Source organism: Pseudomonas marincola, from assembly GCF_900116605.1.
GTDB classification, from domain to species: Bacteria; Pseudomonadota; Gammaproteobacteria; order Pseudomonadales; family Pseudomonadaceae; genus Aquipseudomonas; species Aquipseudomonas marincola.
In genome coordinates, this window is sequence record NZ_FPBC01000008.1 from 61,847 (window position 1) to 80,591 (window position 18,745).

Here is an 18,745-nt window from a genome sequence, read left to right on the forward strand (position 1 = left end):
ACAGCCAATCAACTGCCACAGATTGGCAACCGCGCTCTCCCTTTCCATGCGGGGAGTGGCAGCCATGCGTGATTGCAAAAGCCCTATCGTCAGAACCATGCAAGTGATCCCCGTAGCGGGACACGACAGCATGCTGCTCAATCTCTGCGGCGCCCATGCCCCTTATTTCACCCGTAATCTGGTACTGCTGACCGACAACGACGGGCGTACCGGCATCGGTGAAGTGCCTGGCGGTGAGGGCATTCGTCAGGCACTGGAGCGCTGCCGCTCGCTGGTTATTGGCCAGCCGGTGGCACGCTACAACTTCATTCTCAACAGCCTGCGCCGCAGTATTGCCGGACGCGACGGCAGCGGCCCGCAGACCACTCAGCATCAGGTAACGTCTGAGTCCGAAGCCGCTGTGCTCAAGCAGCCGCACGAAATCAATCTGCGCCTCGACAACGTCATCACAGCAGTAGAAGCCGCCCTGCTCGACCTGCTCGGTCAGCACCTTGGTGTGCCGGTAGCCGAATTGCTCGGCAGCGGTCAGCAGCGTGATTCGGTGCCGATGCTGGCCTATCTGTTTTACATCGGTGATCGCAACCGCACCGACTTGCCTTATCTGAGCGGCGATGACAGCCAGCACAGCTGGTATCACCTGCGTCATCAGGAAGCTCTGACACCGCAGGCAATTGCCGATCTGGCCAGCGCCGCACACGCACGCTATGGCTTTAAAGACTTCAAGCTCAAAGGCGGCGTGATGCGCGGCGCGCAAGAGATGCAAGCTGTAGCGGCAATCAAGGCGCGCTTCCCTGACTCACGCGTAACACTCGACCCGAACGGCGCCTGGTCATTGGCTGAGGCGATAGAGGTTTGTCAGGGCCAGAACCATATTCTGGCGTATGCCGAAGACCCATGCGGGCCTGAAAATGGCTTTTCCGGCCGCGAGATCATGGCCGAGTTCAAGCGTGCCACCGGCATCCCGACGGCAACCAACATGGTCGCCACAGACTGGCGCCAGATGGGCCACTCGCTGCGCCTCGAGGCGGTCGACATTCCACTGGCAGATCCGCACTTCTGGACCCTGCAAGGCTCGGTTCGTCTCGCGCAGATGTGCGAAGAATTCGGCCTGACCTGGGGCTCGCATTCGAACAATCACTTCGATGTATCACTGGCCATGTTCACCCACGCCGCTGCCGCAGCACCTGGCCGTATCAGCGCAATCGACACCCACTGGATATGGCAGGAAGGCCAGGAACGCCTGACGCGTGAGCCGCTGCAGATTGTCGACGGCGAAGTGCGTGTTCCGCAGAAACCCGGTCTCGGTATCGAGCCCGACATCGACCGGATCATGCAGGCGCACGAGCTGTATCAGCAAGTCGCCAGCGGCGCCCGCGATGACGCCATGGCCATGCGCTATCTGGTGCCTGGCTGGCAGTACGACCCGAAAAAACCGAGCCTGGGCCGCGAGCCAGCCCTGTGAATCAGGCTCACGCAACACTGCTCCACGGTGACATTTAGCACGAGCAAGAAAACACCTAATAAACACAAAAAACCAAGCTGTAGTTCTGGAGAATGACAATGAAAAAAACACTGTGCGCCTCCCTTATCGCCTCCTTTCTTTCGCTCACTGCTGGCGCAGCTGTTGCGGCTGATGCAGCAAACTGGCCGACTCGCCCAGTGCAGGTTGTGGTAATCGCCAATGCTGGCGGTGACACCGATTTCAACGCCCGGATGATGGCCAAGTACTTCACCAAGGTCACCGGAAAGTCGATGGTCGTGACCAACGTCGCCGGCGGTGGCGGCACGCTGGCAGCCGAACAGGTTAAAGGTGCAGCCGCAGACGGCAACACCATCCTGTTCACCCACACCGGCCAGCTGATTGTTAACGAAGTGGCAGGTTTGAGCGAAGACAGCTACGACGCATTCGATATTTCCTGCATCGCCGGCGTCGATAAAGGCGCGGTGTTTGTATCGGGCAAAAGCTCGGGTATCGACACCCTCGATCAGTTGATCACGAAAGCCAAAGCTGAGCCCAACACCATCACCTACGGCACTGAAATGGGCAGCTTTTCCCACCTGCAAGGTCTGATGTTCGAGAAGCTTTCGGGCACCGATCTGAAGCTGGTCGACAGCGGCACCGTATCGGAAAAGATCGTTGCCCTGCTCGGCAAGCGCATCGATCTGGGCGCCATCAGCTACGGCTCGGTTCAAGACTACGTGACCAGCGGCAAGATGAGCGCACTGGGCCAGCCTAACGAAGAGCGTAACGCCCTGCTCGGCGACATCAAGACCTTCAAGGAACAGGGTGTTGATCTGGTGATCGACAAGCCTTACGTGGTGGCCTTCCCGAAAGGCACAGACCCGGCGATCGTCGCCAAAATGGCGGACGTGATGAAGCAGATCACCGAGCAACCGGAATACGCCGAAGAACTGAAAAAATCCTTCAAGCAACCGGTTAGCTACTACGGCACCGAAGAAGCCAAGGCAATCCTGAGCAAGAGCCGCGACACGTACATGCAATTCAAGGATGAGCTGCGTCAAACCAAGTAATCCCGCAACAAGCCGGGTGCGCCCGAATGGTGAGCGCCCGGCTGCTCTGTCCTGACGATTAAAGAGGATCCACCATGGATACCTGCAAAAGAAACGAGTTGCTGATCGGTCTGACGATGCTCGGCGCCGGCCTGGGCTACTTGTTCATGACCCTGCAATTGCCGAGAAGAGGCTTCGTCGATTCAGCCTTCGTGCCTTACATCCTGTCAGCCGTTTTGTGTCTGCTGGGCGTTCTGCAACTGCTGGCCTGGAAAAAACTGCCTAAGCCAACCGCAGGTGCAGCGGTTGAAAAAGAGTCGATTGATTACCTCACCGTTATTAAAAGCTTCGCCTTGGTCATCATCTACGTGGCCCTGCTGGAAACCGTCGGTTTCCCGATCATGACCGCCCTGTACCTGTATGTGCAGTTCCTCGTATTGACCCCTCTCGATCAGAAAGCCAATCACCTGCTGTATGCCGGGATCGCGCTGGTGTCGAGTGCGTCGATCTACTTCCTGTTCCGCGAGAGCTTCGATCTGTTGCTGCCCGCAGGCTTACTGAATTTCTAGGAGACGGCGATGATTGAACTCCTGCAACAAGGCTTCGGCGCCGTATTCTCGCCCTATATATTCGTGCTGATCACCCTGGGCGTCGCCGTCGGCATCGTCTTCGGTGCAGTGCCCGGCCTTTCGGCCACCATGGCCATCGCCTTGTGCTTGCCGCTGACCTATACCATGGGCCCGGCTGCTGGCTTGTCGCTGTTGGTTGCACTGTTTATCGGGGCAACGTCTGGCGGACTCATATCGGCGATATTGCTCAATATTCCGGGAACGCCCTCATCGATTGCGACCACCTTCGACGGCGCGCCAATGATGCGCCAGGGCCTGGGCGTTAAAGCCCTGGGACTTGGCGTGGTGTTCTCGTTTCTGGGGACTATTTTCAGTATTGGTGCACTGATGTTCATTGCCCCAATGCTGGCCGATATTGCCCTGAGTTTTGGCCCGCACGAATACTTCGCGATTGCCGTTTTCTCGCTCACGCTGATCGCCACGCTGTCCACCGGCTCCCTGGTAAAAGGCTTGTTTGCAGGCGCGCTGGGCTTTGCTTTCTCAACCGTCGGCATCGCCCCGGTTGAGGCCGTACGACGCTTTACCTTTGATCACCCGAGCCTGAACGGCGGCTTTGCCATGCTCACGGTGATGATCGGCATGTTCGCCGTGGCCGAGGTGCTCAAGTTTGCTGAAAAAGGCCGCTCGGCTGATCGCGCCAAGCCGCAGAACATCAGCATGAAAGGCATCAAGGGTTTCGGTTTCTCGATCAAGGAATTCATCTTCCAGATCCCTAACGCCACGCGTTCAGCCCTGATCGGTGTTGGCATCGGCATTTTGCCGGGCATTGGCGCCGGCACCTCGAACATCGTCTCGTACATCGCCGCCAAGAAACGTTCAAAAACCCCGGAGATGTTCGGTAAAGGCGCACCAGAAGGTGTGGTTGCCAGTGAAACGGCGAACAATGCCGGTATCGGCGGCGCGATGATTCCGCTACTGACCCTGGGCATTCCGGGTGATACCACCACGGCGATCCTGCTGGGCGGTTTCATGATCCATGGTATTCAGCCAGGTCCGTTGCTGTTCCTTACCCAGGGCGATTTGGTCTACACCATTTTCGCCGCGCTGCTTCTGGCCTCGGTGTTGATGCTGTTTCTCGAATTCTTCGGTTTGCGCATCTTTATCAAGCTGTTGTCGATACCCAAGCACATCTTGCTGCCGATTATTCTGGTGCTCTGCGTGGTCGGTGCGTTCGGCCTTAACAGCCGGGTCTTCGATGTCTGGGCGATGATGCTATTTGGCTTGCTTGGCTACGGATTCGTCAAAGGCGGCCTGCCAATTGCTCCGTTCATTATTGGTTTCATCCTCGGACCGATGGCCGAAACCAACTTGCGCCGTGGCCTGATGTTGTCTGACGGCAACTTCATGGGCTTCCTCAGCAACCCGATTTCCGCAGCCTTCCTGGCACTCGCGGCGCTGTCAGTGTCCTGGCATTTGGTTACTGCACTGCGCGGCAAAAAAGACGGCGTTGCTCAGCTTATGAGCAGCTAAGCGCTCAACCTCTCCGCAGTTCATCAATTTGCACCCCAACCCTGCTGTGACAACGCCCCAACGTTGTTACAGCACGGGCAACGCTGCCCTTCAAAACGCTACATCCACGGGAGAATCAGCATGCAAGACCTGAAAAACAACACGTCTGGTGATGATGATCAAATTGACTGGGTTCGCGTCGCTTCGGTATTTGTGCCGCTCGCCAATCCCATCAGTGACGCCAAAGTTCTCACGGGCCGGCAGAAGCCGATGACCGAGATCGCCATTCTGGTGGTCGAAATCGAAACCAAAGACGGTCATCGTGGCCTTGGCTTCAGCTATTCAAAACGCGCAGGCGGCCCCGGCCAGTTTGCCCATGCCAAGGAACTCGCTCCGGTACTGATCGGAGAAAACCCCAGCGACATCGCCAAGTTGTGGGACAAGCTGTGCTGGGCCGGCGCCTCGGTCGGTCGCAGCGGCCTGGCAACTCAAGCCATCGGCGCTTTCGACGTGGCCCTCTGGGATCTCAAAGCCAAGCGCGCCAACCTGTCACTGGCTCGCCTGCTCGGAGCTCATCGCGATTCTGTGCAGTGCTACAACACCTCGGGCGGCTTCCTGCACACCCCGCTCGAGCAGTTGATGATCAACACCGATATCTCGCGCGAAAAAGGCATTGGCGGCATCAAGCTTAAAGTCGGCCAGCCCGATCAGGCGCTGGATCTGCACCGCGTCAGCAGCATCCGCAAACATCTCGGCGACGCCTTCCCGTTAATGGTCGACGCCAACCAGCAATGGGACCGGCCAACCGCCCAGCGCATGTGCCGCCAGCTGGAACAGTACAACCTGATCTGGATTGAAGAGCCGCTCGACTGCTACGACGCCCAAGGCCATGCCATGCTCGCGCAGCAGTTCGACACACCAATCGCCACTGGCGAAATGCTCACCAGCGTTGCCGAACACTGGGAGTTCATCAAACAGGGTGGCGCTGACTATCTGATGCCGGATGCGCCGCGCATTGGCGGCATCACGCCTTATCTGAAAGTCCAGGCTCTGGCCGAACACAACGGCATGATGATTGCGCCGCACTTCGCCATGGAACTGCATATCCATCTGGCGGCCACCTACAGTCGCGAGCCCTGGGTCGAGCATTTCGAATGGCTTGAGCCGCTGTTTAACGAACGCATGGAAACCCGCGATGGCCGCATGCTGGTGCCAACCCGGCCAGGCCTTGGCTTGTCGCTGAGTGAACAGAGCGCACGCTGGACCGCACAGGAATTCACTGCGGGCAATCGCCCGTAGCACCCCACACCTGCTGGTTGCAGGCGGCCAACACCAAGCGCAACCGGCAGCACAGGAGACCGCGATGAGCCTCGCCACAAGCCCCGAATTTATTCGCCGTATCCAAAGCATCGTCGGCAGCGCCGGACTGGTGCAAGACCCCGAGCGCATGCACAGTTATCTGGTCGACTGGCGCAACGCCTACACAGGCAATGCAGCATTGATCGTCCGCCCGGCCAATACCGAAGAGGTCGCGGCGGTGGTGCGCCTGTGCCATGAGGCAAACGTCGCACTCGTACCGCAGGGTGGGAACACCGGTTTATGCGGCGGCTCGATCCCCGATGCAACCGGCCAGCAAGTGGTGCTGTCGCTCACCCGTATGACGCGCATCCGCGAGATCGACCCGGCCAACGCGACCATCACGGTCGAGGCCGGAGTCATTCTGCAGCAGTTGCAACAAGCCGCCAGCGAAGCTGGGCGTCTGTTCCCGTTGTCGCTGGGTGCCGAGGGCAGTTGCACAGTGGGCGGCAACCTCGCGACCAATGCGGGCGGAACCGCTGTTCTGCGTTATGGCAACATGCGCGAACTGACTCTGGGCATAGAGGTTGTGCTGCCTGACGGGCGTATCTGGAATGGCCTGCGCGGCCTTCGCAAAGACAACACCGGCTACGACCTCAAGCACCTGTTTATCGGCTCGGAGGGCACGCTCGGCATCATCACCGCTGCTGTACTCAAGCTGTTCCCCGCCACCCACAGCATGGCCACTGCCTGGGTTGCTCTGCCCTCACCAGAAGCGGCGATCGAGCTAATCAGCCATATTCGCGGAGTCTGCGCCGATCGCCTGACCGGCTTCGAGATGATGTCGCGGCAAAGCCTAGAGTTTGTCTTGAGCCATGTCGCCGGCTGTCGTGACCCGCTGACCAGCGAGCAACCGTGGTATGCGCTGATCGAGTTACGCGACACGATCAGCGATGCGCCACTCACCGAGCTGCTTGAAACCTGCCTCGGTCATGCATTTGAGCAGGGCTTGGTGGTCGATGCCGTGATCGCCAGCAATGACAGCCAAGCCGCCGCATTATGGGGCCTGCGCGAGGGCATTTCAGAGGCGCAGAACCATGAAGGGCCGAGCCTCAAACATGACATCAGCGTCCCGGTAAGCCAGATACCCGCGTTTATCGAACGCACGGATAAAGCCCTGCAAGCCACATTCCCGGGCGTGCGAATCGTCTCGTACGGGCACATTGGCGACGGCAATTTGCACTACAACATCAGCAAACCGGTGGGCGCCGACGATGTTGCATTCAAGGCCAACGAGCTGGCGATCATGGATATCATTTATCAGAGGACCGGCGAGTTTAACGGCAGCATCAGCGCCGAGCATGGCCTGGGGCAGTCGAAGCCAGCTGCGGCGGTGCGTTTCAAGGACCCGCTGGAGATCGAACTGATGCGCGCGATCAAACGCACGCTGGACCCAACCGGGCTAATGAACCCGGGCAAAGTATTTGCCGCCGAACAGTAACCGCACAGGCGCGTGAGCACCTGCGACGGCACATGCTCACGCGCTGTCTGCTGGCTTTGCGTATGGAGAAATCAGGCGTTCAGGGCTTCGGCTTCGGCCGCTTCGTGGGCCTGACGCAGACGTTCGCGGCTGTTGGTCAGGTGCAAACGCATGGCGGCGCGTGCTGCTTCCGGGTCCTGACGGGCAATCGACTCATAAATCTGCTCATGCTCACGGCCCAGACGCGCCATGTAATGCGCCTGATCATCATGGGCAATGCTCGCCGAATTGACGCGGGTACGCGGGATAATACTGGTGCCCAAGTGCATCATGATATCGGTGAAGTAGCGATTACCGGTGGCCTCAGATATCAGTAAATGAAACTTGAAGTCCGAAGCGACAGCGTCACCGGTCTGCGAGGTGGCATCTTCCAGCGCATCGAGCGCTTCGCGCATTCCCTTGAGCTGCTCGTCACTGCGGCGCTGCGCAGCAAGACCGGCTGACTCGACCTCAAGGCTGATACGAAACTCAAGCACCGCCAACACTTCACGCAAGGTGACGATAGTCGCCGGATCAATGCGGAAACCGCTGGGGCTGGGCGTGTCGAGCACGAAAGTGCCGATACCGTGGCGGGTTTCAACCAGACCGGCCGCCTGCAGGCGTGACAAGGCTTCGCGCACAACTGTGCGACTCACGCCCTGAGCCTCCATGATCGCCGACTCGGTAGGCAACTTGTCGCCACGCTTGATCAGACCCTCACGAATCTGCTCGGAGAGTTCGGCAACCAGCTCTTGCGCAAGACTGCGATGCTTGCGACGAGTACGCGGCGGCGGAGTCTGAGTATCCATAACGGCTTATATTCTCAACATTAATTGTGGGGTTAAGCATATCGCAGCAGTCGTACGATGACATCATTAAAAAGGCATCATTTATTATAAATAAAGGACATTCTGCGTAATACGAATCAGCTACAGGGCAATAAAGACGGGCAATACCGCAAAGATGCCATATTCACAGGTGATTACGATATCAGACGATAGAAGTGGTTTCTGCGCAGGTCGATCATCTGCCAGAGGCCAGACCGAGGAATAACCCAACCTGTGTCCCCGGCCCTGCGGCAACAACTTGAAGCAGCTAATTAAAACCCCGGTTTGCGCAGATATCCGCTGCGCACTCTCGGGGCTGGATTCATCGCATAAACCTGCGAATGAGGCCTGTTAACTTATGTGCGGGCAATTAGCGATTACCTCCGCGATCATCGCCTGGCTCACCGGCCGCATGTAATCCACGGTCATCGCCGACTTCTCCTGCGGCGTGCATACCACGGTCATCACCTACATGCATGCCACGGTCGTCACCAACGTGCATGCCGCGATCGTCGCCTAAATGCATGCCGTGATCGTCACCGGCCTCGCTGTGGTTGCCGTGGTCATCTCCGGCTTCAGAGTGATTTCCATGGTCATCACCGGCTTCATGCCCGGAATGATGACCACCACCATCATGGCCACTGTCGTTTCCTCCATGACCTCCGCCACCACTGCCGCTTCCACCGTGACCTCCGCCACCGCTTCCGCCTCCACTGCCGCTTCCACCGTGGCCTCCGCCACCGCTTCCGCCGCCTCCACTGCCACTTCCTCCGTGGCCTCCGCCACCGCTTCCGCCGCCTCCACTGCCACTTCCTCCGTGACCTCCGCCACCGCTTCCGCCTCCACTGCCTCCACCGCCGCTACCGCCCTCCTTTGCATAGGCAGTTGAGTAACCAGTCATGCTTAACGGGGCAATGGCTGCCGCGCCCACCAGCAATGCGCAGGCTGATAGAGCCAATACTTTCTTGTTCAGGTTCATGAATACGCACCTCATTATTGAAGTAACGAGCGCAAGCCAAGCCGAGGGAGCCTTGAGGCCCCCGGGCTGGTTACTTAAATATTGCAACATTTGCCGCAAACGCACCGGATTTCGACCAGTGGTGGTGAATGCATACCTGACTAACGAAGTTTCTGCAGGCCGCGTCAATAATGACCTCAGCGCATACAGCGGGGGATTCGCATTTCGTGAAATATCAAGTTTTAGGCGCAGTTTGCAAAGCCCGCATCAATACGGCGGATCTAACCTATGAGCGGCATTGTGCCGCAGGCAAAAATGCACTGCTTTGCACTCGGCAAACACGCATAAAGCGTTTAAACCAGAGGCTGCCAAGCGTTATTCGCCCATAACAAGAAAGGAAAACATATGCGTAACTGGACGTTCGGAACCCCCAAGGTTGCCTATATATCGGGCGGTGGAAGCGGCATTGGTTTGAACATCGCCAACGTGCTGCTTGAGGAAGGTTGCAGCGTGGCGCTATTCGATCTCAAGTTCGACGACGAAGTGTTACGACAACTGCGTAAACAATGCAGGGCCAGCCAAAAAGTCGAAGTGTACGTGGTGGATATTACCGATCCCCAAGCGGTTGATGCGGCTATGGATGAAGCCGCCCAGACGTTGGGCGCCGCCGATCTCGCCCTCAATTCGGCCGGTATTCTGCGCACTGGCGTGTTCACTGAAATGCCTTACGAGACGTTCGAACAGGTGGTGCGGATCAACCTGCTGGGCAGTCGCAACTTTGCCGCCAGCGCACTGCGTCATATGCACAGCGGCAGCCATCTGGTGCTGGTCGCCTCATTAGCCGGGATTGTTGGCACTTACACGCAAGCGGCTTATGTAGCCTCGAAACACGGCGTAGTTGGTTTGGCTGAAGTGTTGCGCCTTGAGCAGAAACTCAAAGGAATTGATGTCTCGGTTATCTGCCCAGGCGAAATCTCCACGCCGCTGCTGACCTATGAGCGTGAACACGGCAGCAATGTCACCAAACGGCTCAATGAAATCGCCGGCGTTCTTACGGTTGATGAAGCCGTGAGCGGCATCATGAAAGGCCTCCGCTCGCGTGAATTCATGATCACCCCGGGGTTTCGGGCAAAAATTCTGCGCGCTGTCGCACGCAAGGCTTCTGGACTGTTTCGCCGAACAATCGATATAAATCTGGCTAAAGCGATTGCCGAAGATCAGGCCTTAAGCCTTAAATAGGGCTTTCGCCGGCGCTGCTACGCAGTGCCGGAATTCACCAGAAGGCCGGAATCTCGGCTGCGCTTGCCAAGGATTGTGTACATGGGTGTTTTTCCTCTCCCCGACCTGCATATCTCAACCATCGCGGACATTCACGCACTGGAACAGACTGCCGTAACCGACTTGGCGCTGCCCAACAGCACCTACGAACTACTGCAAAATGCGGCCGCCACTTACGGCGACAAGGTCGCATTGCGCTTTCTGCCGAAAGCGACGCTTGATGAACAATCGATCAATCTGAGCTTCCGCCAACTCTTCGCTGGCGTCACCCAGACTGCCAACGCCTTGCATCAGCTGGGCGTAGACAAACACAGCGTGGTTTCGATGCTGCTGCCGAACCTGCCGCAAACTCATCTGGCCATCTGGGGCGCGGAAGCGGCCGGGATTTTCAACCCGATCAACCCGCTGCTTGAAGTCGAGCATATTGCCGCCATCATTAATGAAGCGCAGTCAAAAGTGCTGATCACGCTGGCGCCAATGCAAGGCAGCGATTTGTGGCAAAAAGCTCAGGCCATCAAGCAACTGGCGCCCTGCCTCAGCCATATTCTCACCGTCAACCTCACCCCCAGCGCAGACGGCTCGCAACACCTAAGCGACTCGGTGCTCGACTTCGACGCAACGATCAAGGCGCAACCCGCAGACCGGCTTATCAGTGGCCGCCAATTCGCTCCGGACGACATCGCCTCGTACTTTCATACCGGCGGCACCACTGGCACGCCCAAACTGGCGCCACACACCCACCGCAACGAGCTGGTGTGCTGCTATCAGATGGCCAGCGTGGTTAATCTGGACGCGCAAAGTAAGTGCCTCTGCGGCCTTCCGCTGTTTCACGTCAACGGTGTGTTCGTCACCGGCCTGGCACCGTGGCTGGTCGGCGCCGAGGTGATTCTGGCAACGCCTGCGGGCTACCGCACACCGGCATTGATGGAAAATTTCTGGGCATTGGTCGAGCGCTATCGCGTCTCGTTTTTCAGTTGTGTGCCGACCATTCTCAGTGGCCTGCTCGACAAGCCAAGCGAGGGCCATGATTTGTCATCGCTCGATGTCGCCCTCTGCGGCGCAGCGCCGCTGGCAACCGAATTGATGCGTAAGTTCGAGCGTAAAACCGGTATTGTTCTGCTCGAAGCCTACGGCCAAACCGAAGGCACCTGCGGCAGCACGGTCAACCCTAAACACGGCGAACGCCGGGTAGGCTCAGTCGGTTTACCCCTGCCCTATCTGAAAATTCGCATTGTAGAAGTCGATGCACAGGGCAAGTGGCTGCGTGATTGCGCGGTCAATGAGCCGGGCTGCGTAGCCATCTCCGGACCCAATGTTTTCAGTGGCTACAAGCAGGCGCAGCAGAACGAGGGCCAGTGGATTGCCGAAGGCTGGTTCAACACCGGCGATCTCGGACGTCTCGACGAAGACGGTTATCTGTGGCTGACCGGCCGCAGCAAAGACTTGATTATTCGCGGCGGCCACAACATTGACCCGCAAATGATCGAGGAAGCGTTCTACCAGCATCCAGAAGTTGCCGAAGCCGTGGCGATCGGCAAGCCGGACAAGCGGGTTGGCGAGGTGCCGGTTATTTTCCTGCAATTGCAAAAAGGAGCTGGCGTCAGCCATGACGAGCTGATGCGCCACGCTCAGGCAAGCATTCACGAGAAAGCGGCCGTGCCCAAAGAAATCCATCTAGTTGAGGCCATGCCGTTGACCGCCGTCGGCAAAATCTTCAAGCCGCAACTGCGCAATCAACTGATTGAACAGATGGTCACTGATGAGTTGAATGCCCTGCTGCAAACACCGTTTAAAGTGGCCGCACGGGTCGACAAAAAGTTGGGCCAATGCGTGATTGTTTCGACCACTGCCGAATCTGCTGCCACGGTTAAACAGGCACTGGCCGACTACACATTCTGTCTTGAGGTGAATCAGGGCTGAGTTGAAACTCACCGCGCAGGTATTCGCCTGAATACCTGCAAGCGTTGTACGAAAAGGGAGATTTATGAGCATTCGCAACGAATTTCTGGACTTGCAACGCCGTATTGGCGAGTCGGTACTCGGTCAGGATGATGTAGTGCGTCAAGTATTGCTGGGGCTGTTGGCCAACGGCCATGTACTGCTCGAAAGCCTGCCGGGTCTGGCCAAGACGCGCACGGTGAAAGCGCTGGCCGAACACCTCGACACGCGCATGAGCCGCATCCAGTTCACCCCCGACCTGCTGCCATCGGACATTACCGGCGGCGAAGTCCTGCACAGCAAAGACGGGCAAAACCAGATCCGTTTCGAGCCGGGCCCGCTGTTCGGCAATATCATCCTCGCCGACGAGATCAACCGTGCACCCGCCAAGGTCCAGGCAGCGTTACTGGAAGCCATGGAAGAACGCCAGATCACCGTGGCGGGTGAAAGTCACGCCATGCCGGAGTTGTTCATGGTGCTGGCGACGCAGAACCCGATCGAACAGGAAGGCACCTATGCGCTGCCTGAAGCGCAAATGGACCGCTTCCTGATGAAGGTGCAACTGGATTATCCCTCGGCAGAAAATGAAAGTGAGGTGTTGCGCCTGCTTCGCGCCGAAGAAAAACAGGGCCTCAAGGGCGATCGCCCGGCGGTGCAGCGGCTGGATCCGGCGCTGGTGTTTAAAGCCCGTCTTGAAATCAGCGAGATCCATGTCGCCGAGAGCATTGACCGCTATCTGATTGACCTGGTGAACGCCAGCCGCTCTGCCGCCGATTACGACGCCGACCTGGCCCGCTGGATTTCCATTGGCGCCAGCCCCCGTGGCGCGATCAGTCTGGACCGGGTAGCACGGGCGCATGCCTGGCTCGAAGGCCAGGACTTCGTTTCCCCGGATGATGTGCGCGCAATCATGCTGCCGGTTCTGCGTCATCGCCTGCAACTGAGCTACGACGCAGTGGCTGACGGGGTCAGCGCCGATCAGGTGGTGCAACGTATGCTCGATGTCGTCGCCGTTCCGGCATGAGCACCGCCGCCGATAATCAGGATTGCCCATGACTGCGCCCGCCGATAAAACCGATGGCTTCGTCTACGTGTCGCTCAGCCAATTAATGGCGCTGCAAACGCCTGCACGCGGCCTGAGTTTTGCCGCCCGGCAACCACGCGCAAGCATCCTCGCAGGCAACCACGCATCGCGCATGCGCGGTCGCGGGCTGAATTTTGATGAACTGCGTCGTTATCAGCCAGGCGACGACCTGCGCCACCTCGATTGGCGCGCCTCGCTGCGCACCGGCAAACCCTTTGTGCGTTCATTCAGCGAAGAACGCGACCGGCCGATGCTGGTGGTGGTCGACCAGCGCATCAACATGTTCTTTGGCTCAAGCCGAAGTTTTAAATCGGCAACAGCGGCGGAACTGGCCGCCCTCGCCGCCTGGATCGCATTTCACAGTGGCGACCGGGTCGGCGGTCTGGTATTTGACGACCAGCAGATTGAAAGCTTCGCGCCCCTGCGCAGCCGCGCCCGCGTGCAGGCACTCTGCGCGAGTATCTGCCAGCATAATCAGGCGCTGAATGCGGGCATTGCCGAGGTCGAGCACGACACACAACTCGACACGGTGTTGCAGCGCTGCCTGAATCTGGCCAGTCACGACCATACCTTGTGCATCGTCAGCGACTTCGCCGGCGCCACCCCGCGCACATTGCAACTGCTGCGCCAGCTCTCCAGTCACAACGATGTTATTGCCATGCAGGTATATGACCCAACGGCGCTGGCCTTGCCCGAGAGCGGACGCATACGGGTCACTCAGGGTGAGCTGCAGGTCGAGTTGGCGATTGATAAAAAGCACATTCGCCAGCCACTCGGCGAGTTTCTCACCGGCCGCCTGCGCGATGTCGCCAAGCTGTTAAGGCGCAGCCAGGTGCCACTGCTGATGATCAGCACCGCTGAAGATGCCTTAAGCCAATTACGCCGCGAACTCGGGCGCCTGCATGAGGTGCACCGATGAGCAGTGACTCACCCTTGATCAGCCAGCTTATCGAGTTGCCGCTGCCGGAACCGATCAGCTACATGCCGCAAACCTGGGGTTGGCTGGCACTGCTTGCGCTGATCGGGGCAGTGGCGCTGATTTACGCCTGGAGACGCGTGCAACGCTGGCGGCGTAATCGCTATCGCCGTGAGGCGCTGCAACAGTGGCAGCAACTCAATCAGCAGGCGCAAAGCAGCGATCCGACTCAGGCCGTTGCGGCCCTGCGTGAGCTCCCCGAATTGCTCAAACGCACGGCCCTGTCGATGCCCACAAACCCTCCGGTGGCAGAGTTAAGTGGGGCGCGCTGGCAGGCATTTCTGGCCAAGACTAGCGCCCAACCGCTGCCCGAGAACTTTGCCACGCAACTGGCATTACTGAGCTACGCCCCAGCGGCGAGGCTTGAGCAACTGGACGCGCAGCAACTGCTCGCGACCAGTCGCCACTGGCTGGAGACGCACAATGTGGCAGTTTGAATACCTCTGGCTGCTGGTGTTGCTGCCATTACCCTGGCTGGTTTATCGCCTGTTGCCCGCCTATCGCGAAGCCCGCAGTGCCGTGCGCGTGCCTTTTTTCAAGGCCATGCTGCAAGCCATTGGCGCCACGCCAGACGCCCAGAACAATCGACATGACCGCTGGCAATTGCTGCTTAATCTGTTGATCTGGGCGCTGCTTTTACTGGCCGCAGCACGGCCTGTTGAAGTCGAGAAACCCATCGTGCGTCAGCAACCGGTGCGCGACATGATGCTCGCCATCGATATTTCGCAGTCCATGGAGACGCGCGACTACCGCGATGAAAACGGCCAGTTGATCGACCGACTGAGTGCGGTTAAAGCAGTGGTCAAAGGCTTTATCGACAAACGCCAGAATGACCGGATCGGCTTGATCGTGTTCGGCAGCGGTGCCTTTGCTCAGGCGCCAATGACCCTCGATCACTCAAGCCTGGATATTCTGCTCGACGAAACCGCCATTGGCATGGCCGGGCCCAACACCGCGATTGGCGATGCCATCGGCCTGAGTATCAAGTTGCTTGACGCCGCCAAAGAGCGCGAAAAAGTGTTGATCCTGCTCACTGATGGCAATGACACCAGCAGCGCTATCGAACCGCAGCATGCCGCCATCATGGCCAAGAACCATGACATCGTCATCCACACCATCGCCATTGGCGACCCCAAAGCCAGCGGCGAAGACAAGGTGGATCTCACTGCGTTGAAACGCATTGCCCGCACCAGCAACGGTCGCTTCTTTCGCGCCGATGACAGCTCGGCGCTGGAACAGGTGTACGCCACACTCGATGCCATGACGCCGCACGATGTTAAAACCCTCAGCCATCAACCCAAACGTGACTGGTTCTGGCTGCCACTCGGCGCGGCGTTATTGCTGCTGTGCCTTTACCATCTACTGGCAATTGCCGCTGCACGTTTGCCACGCATGCATCCGCACAGCAAGGAAAGCTGATGGACATTGACTTGTCTGCCCTGCACTTCATCCGCCCACTCTGGCTTTTGCTGTTGGTGCCCGGGTTGTTGTTGCCGATTATCTGGCGCAACGGCCAGAGTATGCAGCGCCGGTTGAACGGCAAGATCGCGCCGCACCTGCTCGACTATCTGCTGCTGACACCGCAGGACAATCACCGCCTGCGCCCCGTGCATCTGTGCGCCGCGATCTTGATTATCGGCGCCATTGCCGCTGCGGGGCCGACCTGGCAGGAAGACCGCCCAGATTTTGTCGATAACCACGCGCCGCTGATTCTGGCGCTTGATCTGTCTCCCTCGATGGACAGCCGCGACGTGCCGCCGAGTCGCCTGGAAGCGGCCAAGAACAAACTGCATGATCTGGTCGAACGCCGTGGCAACGCGCACACCGCGCTGATCGCCTATGCCGGCAGTGCACACATTGTGTTGCCGGCCACCGATGATCCGGCGCTGTTGAACAGCTTCATTGAGCCCCTGAGCAGTTCGCTGCTGGAGATGCCCGGCAAGAACCTGCTGCAAGTGGTCGAGCAGGCCAAGCGGATTCTTGCCGCCGAAAAGGCCCCCGGCAGCCTGGTGATTATCAGCGACGGCGCCGACACCTCGCAGCTTGATGCGCTGCAACAGCAACTCAAGGGCAGCCTGTTGCAAGTGTTGATACTGGCGGTGGGATCTGAGGCGTCCAATTTTGATCGCCCGGGCCTGGAGCAACTGGCGCAGGCGCTGGATGCACCGCTCGGCAGCCTGACCCTGAATGATGACGACCTCGACTGGATTGAGCTGCATGCGCAGAAGCACTTCAAGGCTGCCAGCGGCGATGCCAACGAAACACGCTGGAAAGACGCCGGATACTGGTTGGTGTGGCCACTGTTGCTGATCGCACTGCTGTGCATTCGGCGGGGCTGGAGTATCAGTTGGAGCGCGGCAATCGTACTCGGCATTGGCTTGGCGCAACCTGCACCGGCGCAAGCGGGTGGCTTCGCGGACGCCTTTTTAACGCCCGACCAGCAAGGCCGCTGGGCCTTTGAGCATGGCCATCTGCCGGCCGCTGCCGCGCACTTCAAAGATCCTTACTGGAAAGGCATCGCCGCCTATCAGGCGTCTGATTACAAACTGGCCGTGAGCACGTTCAGTACCCTGGATACCGCTCGGGGCCAGTTCTATCTGGGCAATAGCCAAGTGCGCCTGTTTCAGTTTGCCCCGGCAATTGAGGCCTACAAACGCGCCTTGGCATTGCAGCCGGACTTTGCCGAAGCCAAGGCCAACCTGAAACTGACCCTGGCCCTGCAGGAAAAGAGCTTTGAAGACGCCGAGAACCTGCCGGGCGATAAAGCTGACGAGTTGAAGTTCGACAATACGAGCGATCGCGGCAAGGAAACCGAATTGAAAGCCGGCAAGGCGATCAGCGATGAGTTGTGGCTGCAGAACCTCAGCACCTCACCGGCGAAATTCCTCAAGCAAAAATTCTCCATGCAAAATGCAGCCAGAACTGCCGGAGGTACCGCACAATGAAATCCTGGCTGCTACTGCTCAGCTTGCTCGCGCTGTCATTTTCCGCCCACGCCAGCGAACCCGAATTACAGGTAACCGCACGGCTGGTTCCGGACAAAAACATTGTGGTTGGCAGCACCGTGAGACTGCAAATTGATGTGCTGGTCGAAACCTGGCTGACTGCCGCGCCGGATTTGCCAGAGCTGAAACTGTCGGGCGCAAGCGTAATCCCGAGCAACGGCCGGGCCCAGAACATCAGCCGCAAACAGGCCGGCAAGACCCTGTTTGGCGCAAGTTACAGCTACCTGATTACCCCGCACCAAGCCGGCAATTTTTCCATACCGGCGTTAACCATCGAGGCCAGCGTCGGCCAGGCTAGCGCCCCACTCAGCGCCAGCACTCAGCCCATAACCTTCAGCGCCGCGCAGCCTCCGGGCTTCGCCGCAGATGAAGTGCCATTGGTGGCCAGCGCGCTCGACTGGCAGCAATCAATCCATTATTCCGCGCAACCGCTGAAAGTAGGCGACAGCATTACCCGCGAACTGCACCTCAAGGCCCAAGACTCTCTGGCGCTTAATTTGCCAATGGTTGAAGCGCCAGCAGTCGATGGCCTGCGCCTGTATAAACGTGAGCCTGAAGTGTCCGACCTTGAAGATGGCCGCGGCCATAAAACCGGCGGCCAGCGTATTGATAGGCAAGTCTATGTGGTCGAACGTGAAGGCGATTTCAGTCTGCCGCCACTGAAGCTCAAATGGTGGGACAGCAGCGCCAACACCCTGCGCGAAACCAGCATTGACGCTGTCGAGTTCAAGGCTGCCGCCAGAGCGCCGCTAAATACTCCGTTCTCGGTTGAGCAGGACCTTGAGCAACTGGGCCAAAGCACCCGCATACATCTCTCGCAATATTGGTTGAGCTTGCTATTGGGCGCGGTATTGCTGACTGTAGTGGCGTACTACGCGCGTCCGTTAATCTGGCGCGGCCGCCGTATTTATCAGGCTCAGCGCGCGCGAATCAAGCAACAATGGCGAGCCTCTGCGCTATTTGCCTGGCGTCAGGTGGGCCCGCAGCTGAAACAGCCGCAACCGCAACTGGGGGCTTTTTACCTGTGGCTGCAGCGCCGCACCCAACGTCGTAGCCTGCGCCAATTCATGCAGTTGTTGCCGCCATCATTGGCCAAGCGGCTGAGCCGGTTTATCGAGCAACGCTATGCTCAGCAAACTGCCAACCCGCAGGCGGTGGAGGATTTGCTGGACGCCCTGCCGAACCTGCGCCGGGCGGCCAACAAGCGCACTGAACGTGCGCACAAGCCAGCGTTAAGGCCACTCAACCCGCATTAACCGCGCGGCGCTTCTGCAG

At 58.6% G+C, this 18,745-nt stretch carries 17 protein-coding genes; 14 read left to right on the forward strand and 3 right to left on the reverse strand.

The features are described 5' to 3' along the window. The first annotated feature begins 64 nt into the window (after positions 1-64). From BM395_RS14015 to BM395_RS14040, 6 genes are all read left to right on the forward strand, one after another. Positions 65-1,462 carry an enolase C-terminal domain-like protein gene (locus BM395_RS14015; protein ID WP_090512843.1) on the forward strand — a complete coding sequence of 466 codons (1,398 nt, stop codon included), beginning with the start codon at positions 65-67 and terminating at the stop codon, positions 1,460-1,462. Between the two features lie 98 nt (positions 1,463-1,560). Then, on the forward strand, positions 1,561-2,532 hold the full coding sequence (locus BM395_RS14020) for a tripartite tricarboxylate transporter substrate binding protein (RefSeq protein WP_069900414.1): 972 nt from the start codon (positions 1,561-1,563) through the stop codon (positions 2,530-2,532). A 74-nt stretch (positions 2,533-2,606) separates the two neighbouring features. After that, positions 2,607-3,080, forward strand: coding sequence for a tripartite tricarboxylate transporter TctB family protein (locus BM395_RS14025; RefSeq protein WP_090512846.1), 474 nt, complete (start codon positions 2,607-2,609; stop codon positions 3,078-3,080). Positions 3,081-3,089: 9 nt separating this feature from the next. Further along, positions 3,090-4,610: a tripartite tricarboxylate transporter permease gene (locus BM395_RS14030; RefSeq protein ID WP_069900416.1), complete on the forward strand. Its 1,521-nt coding sequence runs from the start codon at positions 3,090-3,092 to the stop codon at positions 4,608-4,610. Positions 4,611-4,730: 120 nt separating this feature from the next. Then, positions 4,731-5,888 (forward strand): L-talarate/galactarate dehydratase, encoded by a 1,158-nt coding sequence (locus BM395_RS14035; protein WP_090512850.1) that lies wholly within the window; start codon positions 4,731-4,733, stop codon positions 5,886-5,888. 64 nt (positions 5,889-5,952) lie between these two features. Continuing rightward, entirely contained in the window at positions 5,953-7,386 is a 1,434-nt protein-coding gene (locus tag BM395_RS14040; protein WP_090512853.1) for an FAD-binding oxidoreductase, read from the forward strand. Between the two features lie 71 nt (positions 7,387-7,457). On the opposite strand, the gene BM395_RS14045 is transcribed toward BM395_RS14040, so the two are convergent. The 3 genes from BM395_RS14045 to BM395_RS23785 form a co-directional block, all read right to left on the reverse strand. Continuing rightward, positions 7,458-8,213 (reverse strand): FadR/GntR family transcriptional regulator, encoded by a 756-nt coding sequence (locus BM395_RS14045; RefSeq protein WP_090512856.1) that lies wholly within the window; start codon positions 8,211-8,213, stop codon positions 7,458-7,460. A gap of 388 nt (positions 8,214-8,601) precedes the next feature. Continuing rightward, the gene (locus BM395_RS23780; RefSeq protein ID WP_170827760.1) at positions 8,602-8,757 is read right to left on the reverse strand and encodes a hypothetical protein; all 156 of its coding nucleotides are present in this window, start codon (positions 8,755-8,757) and stop codon (positions 8,602-8,604) included. Further along, on the reverse strand, positions 8,748-9,077 hold the full coding sequence (locus tag BM395_RS23785; protein WP_170860597.1) for a hypothetical protein: 330 nt from the start codon (positions 9,075-9,077) through the stop codon (positions 8,748-8,750). The genes BM395_RS23780 and BM395_RS23785 overlap by 10 nt, the downstream gene beginning before the upstream one ends. 517 nt (positions 9,078-9,594) lie before the next feature. Here BM395_RS23785 and BM395_RS14055 point away from each other — a divergent pair. The 8 genes from BM395_RS14055 (at position 9,595) to BM395_RS14090 (ending at position 18,726) form a co-directional block, all read left to right on the forward strand. Continuing rightward, a complete protein-coding gene (locus tag BM395_RS14055; protein WP_090512862.1) occupies positions 9,595-10,428 on the forward strand; it encodes an SDR family NAD(P)-dependent oxidoreductase in 834 nt (277 codons plus the stop codon). 81 nt (positions 10,429-10,509) lie between these two features. Next, complete coding sequence (locus BM395_RS14060) at positions 10,510-12,387, forward strand: acyl-CoA synthetase (RefSeq protein WP_090512864.1); 1,878 nt, start codon at positions 10,510-10,512, stop codon at positions 12,385-12,387. Positions 12,388-12,451: 64 nt separating this feature from the next. After that, positions 12,452-13,429 (forward strand): AAA family ATPase, encoded by a 978-nt coding sequence (locus tag BM395_RS14065; RefSeq protein ID WP_090512866.1) that lies wholly within the window; start codon positions 12,452-12,454, stop codon positions 13,427-13,429. Between the two features lie 28 nt (positions 13,430-13,457). Continuing rightward, the gene (locus tag BM395_RS14070) at positions 13,458-14,408 is read left to right on the forward strand and encodes a DUF58 domain-containing protein (RefSeq protein ID WP_090512869.1); all 951 of its coding nucleotides are present in this window, start codon (positions 13,458-13,460) and stop codon (positions 14,406-14,408) included. Beyond that, positions 14,405-14,902: a DUF4381 domain-containing protein gene (locus BM395_RS14075; RefSeq protein ID WP_090512873.1), complete on the forward strand. Its 498-nt coding sequence runs from the start codon at positions 14,405-14,407 to the stop codon at positions 14,900-14,902. Before BM395_RS14070 ends, BM395_RS14075 begins: the two co-directional genes overlap by 4 nt. Continuing rightward, positions 14,889-15,884 carry a vWA domain-containing protein gene (locus BM395_RS14080; RefSeq protein ID WP_090512875.1) on the forward strand — a complete coding sequence of 332 codons (996 nt, stop codon included), beginning with the start codon at positions 14,889-14,891 and terminating at the stop codon, positions 15,882-15,884. The genes BM395_RS14075 and BM395_RS14080 overlap by 14 nt, the downstream gene beginning before the upstream one ends. Then, positions 15,884-17,410, forward strand: coding sequence for a VWA domain-containing protein (locus tag BM395_RS14085; RefSeq protein ID WP_090512878.1), 1,527 nt, complete (start codon positions 15,884-15,886; stop codon positions 17,408-17,410). Before BM395_RS14080 ends, BM395_RS14085 begins: the two co-directional genes overlap by 1 nt. Next, positions 17,407-18,726, forward strand: coding sequence for a BatD family protein (locus BM395_RS14090; protein ID WP_090512880.1), 1,320 nt, complete (start codon positions 17,407-17,409; stop codon positions 18,724-18,726). The genes BM395_RS14085 and BM395_RS14090 overlap by 4 nt, the downstream gene beginning before the upstream one ends. Positions 18,727-18,745: the final 19 nt, after the last annotated feature.

What these genes read in the sequence shown, in the direction of transcription:
- BM395_RS14030 (WP_069900416.1), top strand. Translation starts at nt 3,090, where the DNA reads ATGATTGAACTCCTGCAACAAGGCTTCGGCGCCGTATTCTCGCCCTAT.
- BM395_RS14090 (WP_090512880.1), top strand. Translation starts at nt 17,407, where the DNA reads ATGAAATCCTGGCTGCTACTGCTCAGCTTGCTCGCGCTGTCATTTTCC.
- BM395_RS14085 (WP_090512878.1), top strand. Translation starts at nt 15,884, where the DNA reads ATGGACATTGACTTGTCTGCCCTGCACTTCATCCGCCCACTCTGGCTT.
- BM395_RS14070 (WP_090512869.1), top strand. Translation starts at nt 13,458, where the DNA reads ATGACTGCGCCCGCCGATAAAACCGATGGCTTCGTCTACGTGTCGCTC.
- BM395_RS14040 (WP_090512853.1), top strand. Translation starts at nt 5,953, where the DNA reads ATGAGCCTCGCCACAAGCCCCGAATTTATTCGCCGTATCCAAAGCATC.
- BM395_RS14020 (WP_069900414.1), top strand. Translation starts at nt 1,561, where the DNA reads ATGAAAAAAACACTGTGCGCCTCCCTTATCGCCTCCTTTCTTTCGCTC.
- BM395_RS14025 (WP_090512846.1), top strand. Translation starts at nt 2,607, where the DNA reads ATGGATACCTGCAAAAGAAACGAGTTGCTGATCGGTCTGACGATGCTC.
- BM395_RS14065 (WP_090512866.1), top strand. Translation starts at nt 12,452, where the DNA reads ATGAGCATTCGCAACGAATTTCTGGACTTGCAACGCCGTATTGGCGAG.
- BM395_RS14080 (WP_090512875.1), top strand. Translation starts at nt 14,889, where the DNA reads ATGTGGCAGTTTGAATACCTCTGGCTGCTGGTGTTGCTGCCATTACCC.
- BM395_RS14055 (WP_090512862.1), top strand. Translation starts at nt 9,595, where the DNA reads ATGCGTAACTGGACGTTCGGAACCCCCAAGGTTGCCTATATATCGGGC.
- BM395_RS14015 (WP_090512843.1), top strand. Translation starts at nt 65, where the DNA reads ATGCGTGATTGCAAAAGCCCTATCGTCAGAACCATGCAAGTGATCCCC.
- BM395_RS23780 (WP_170827760.1), bottom strand. Translation starts at nt 8,757, where the DNA reads ATGCATTTAGGCGACGATCGCGGCATGCACGTTGGTGACGACCGTGGC.
- BM395_RS14060 (WP_090512864.1), top strand. Translation starts at nt 10,510, where the DNA reads ATGGGTGTTTTTCCTCTCCCCGACCTGCATATCTCAACCATCGCGGAC.
- BM395_RS14045 (WP_090512856.1), bottom strand. Translation starts at nt 8,213, where the DNA reads ATGGATACTCAGACTCCGCCGCCGCGTACTCGTCGCAAGCATCGCAGT.
- BM395_RS14075 (WP_090512873.1), top strand. Translation starts at nt 14,405, where the DNA reads ATGAGCAGTGACTCACCCTTGATCAGCCAGCTTATCGAGTTGCCGCTG.
- BM395_RS14035 (WP_090512850.1), top strand. Translation starts at nt 4,731, where the DNA reads ATGCAAGACCTGAAAAACAACACGTCTGGTGATGATGATCAAATTGAC.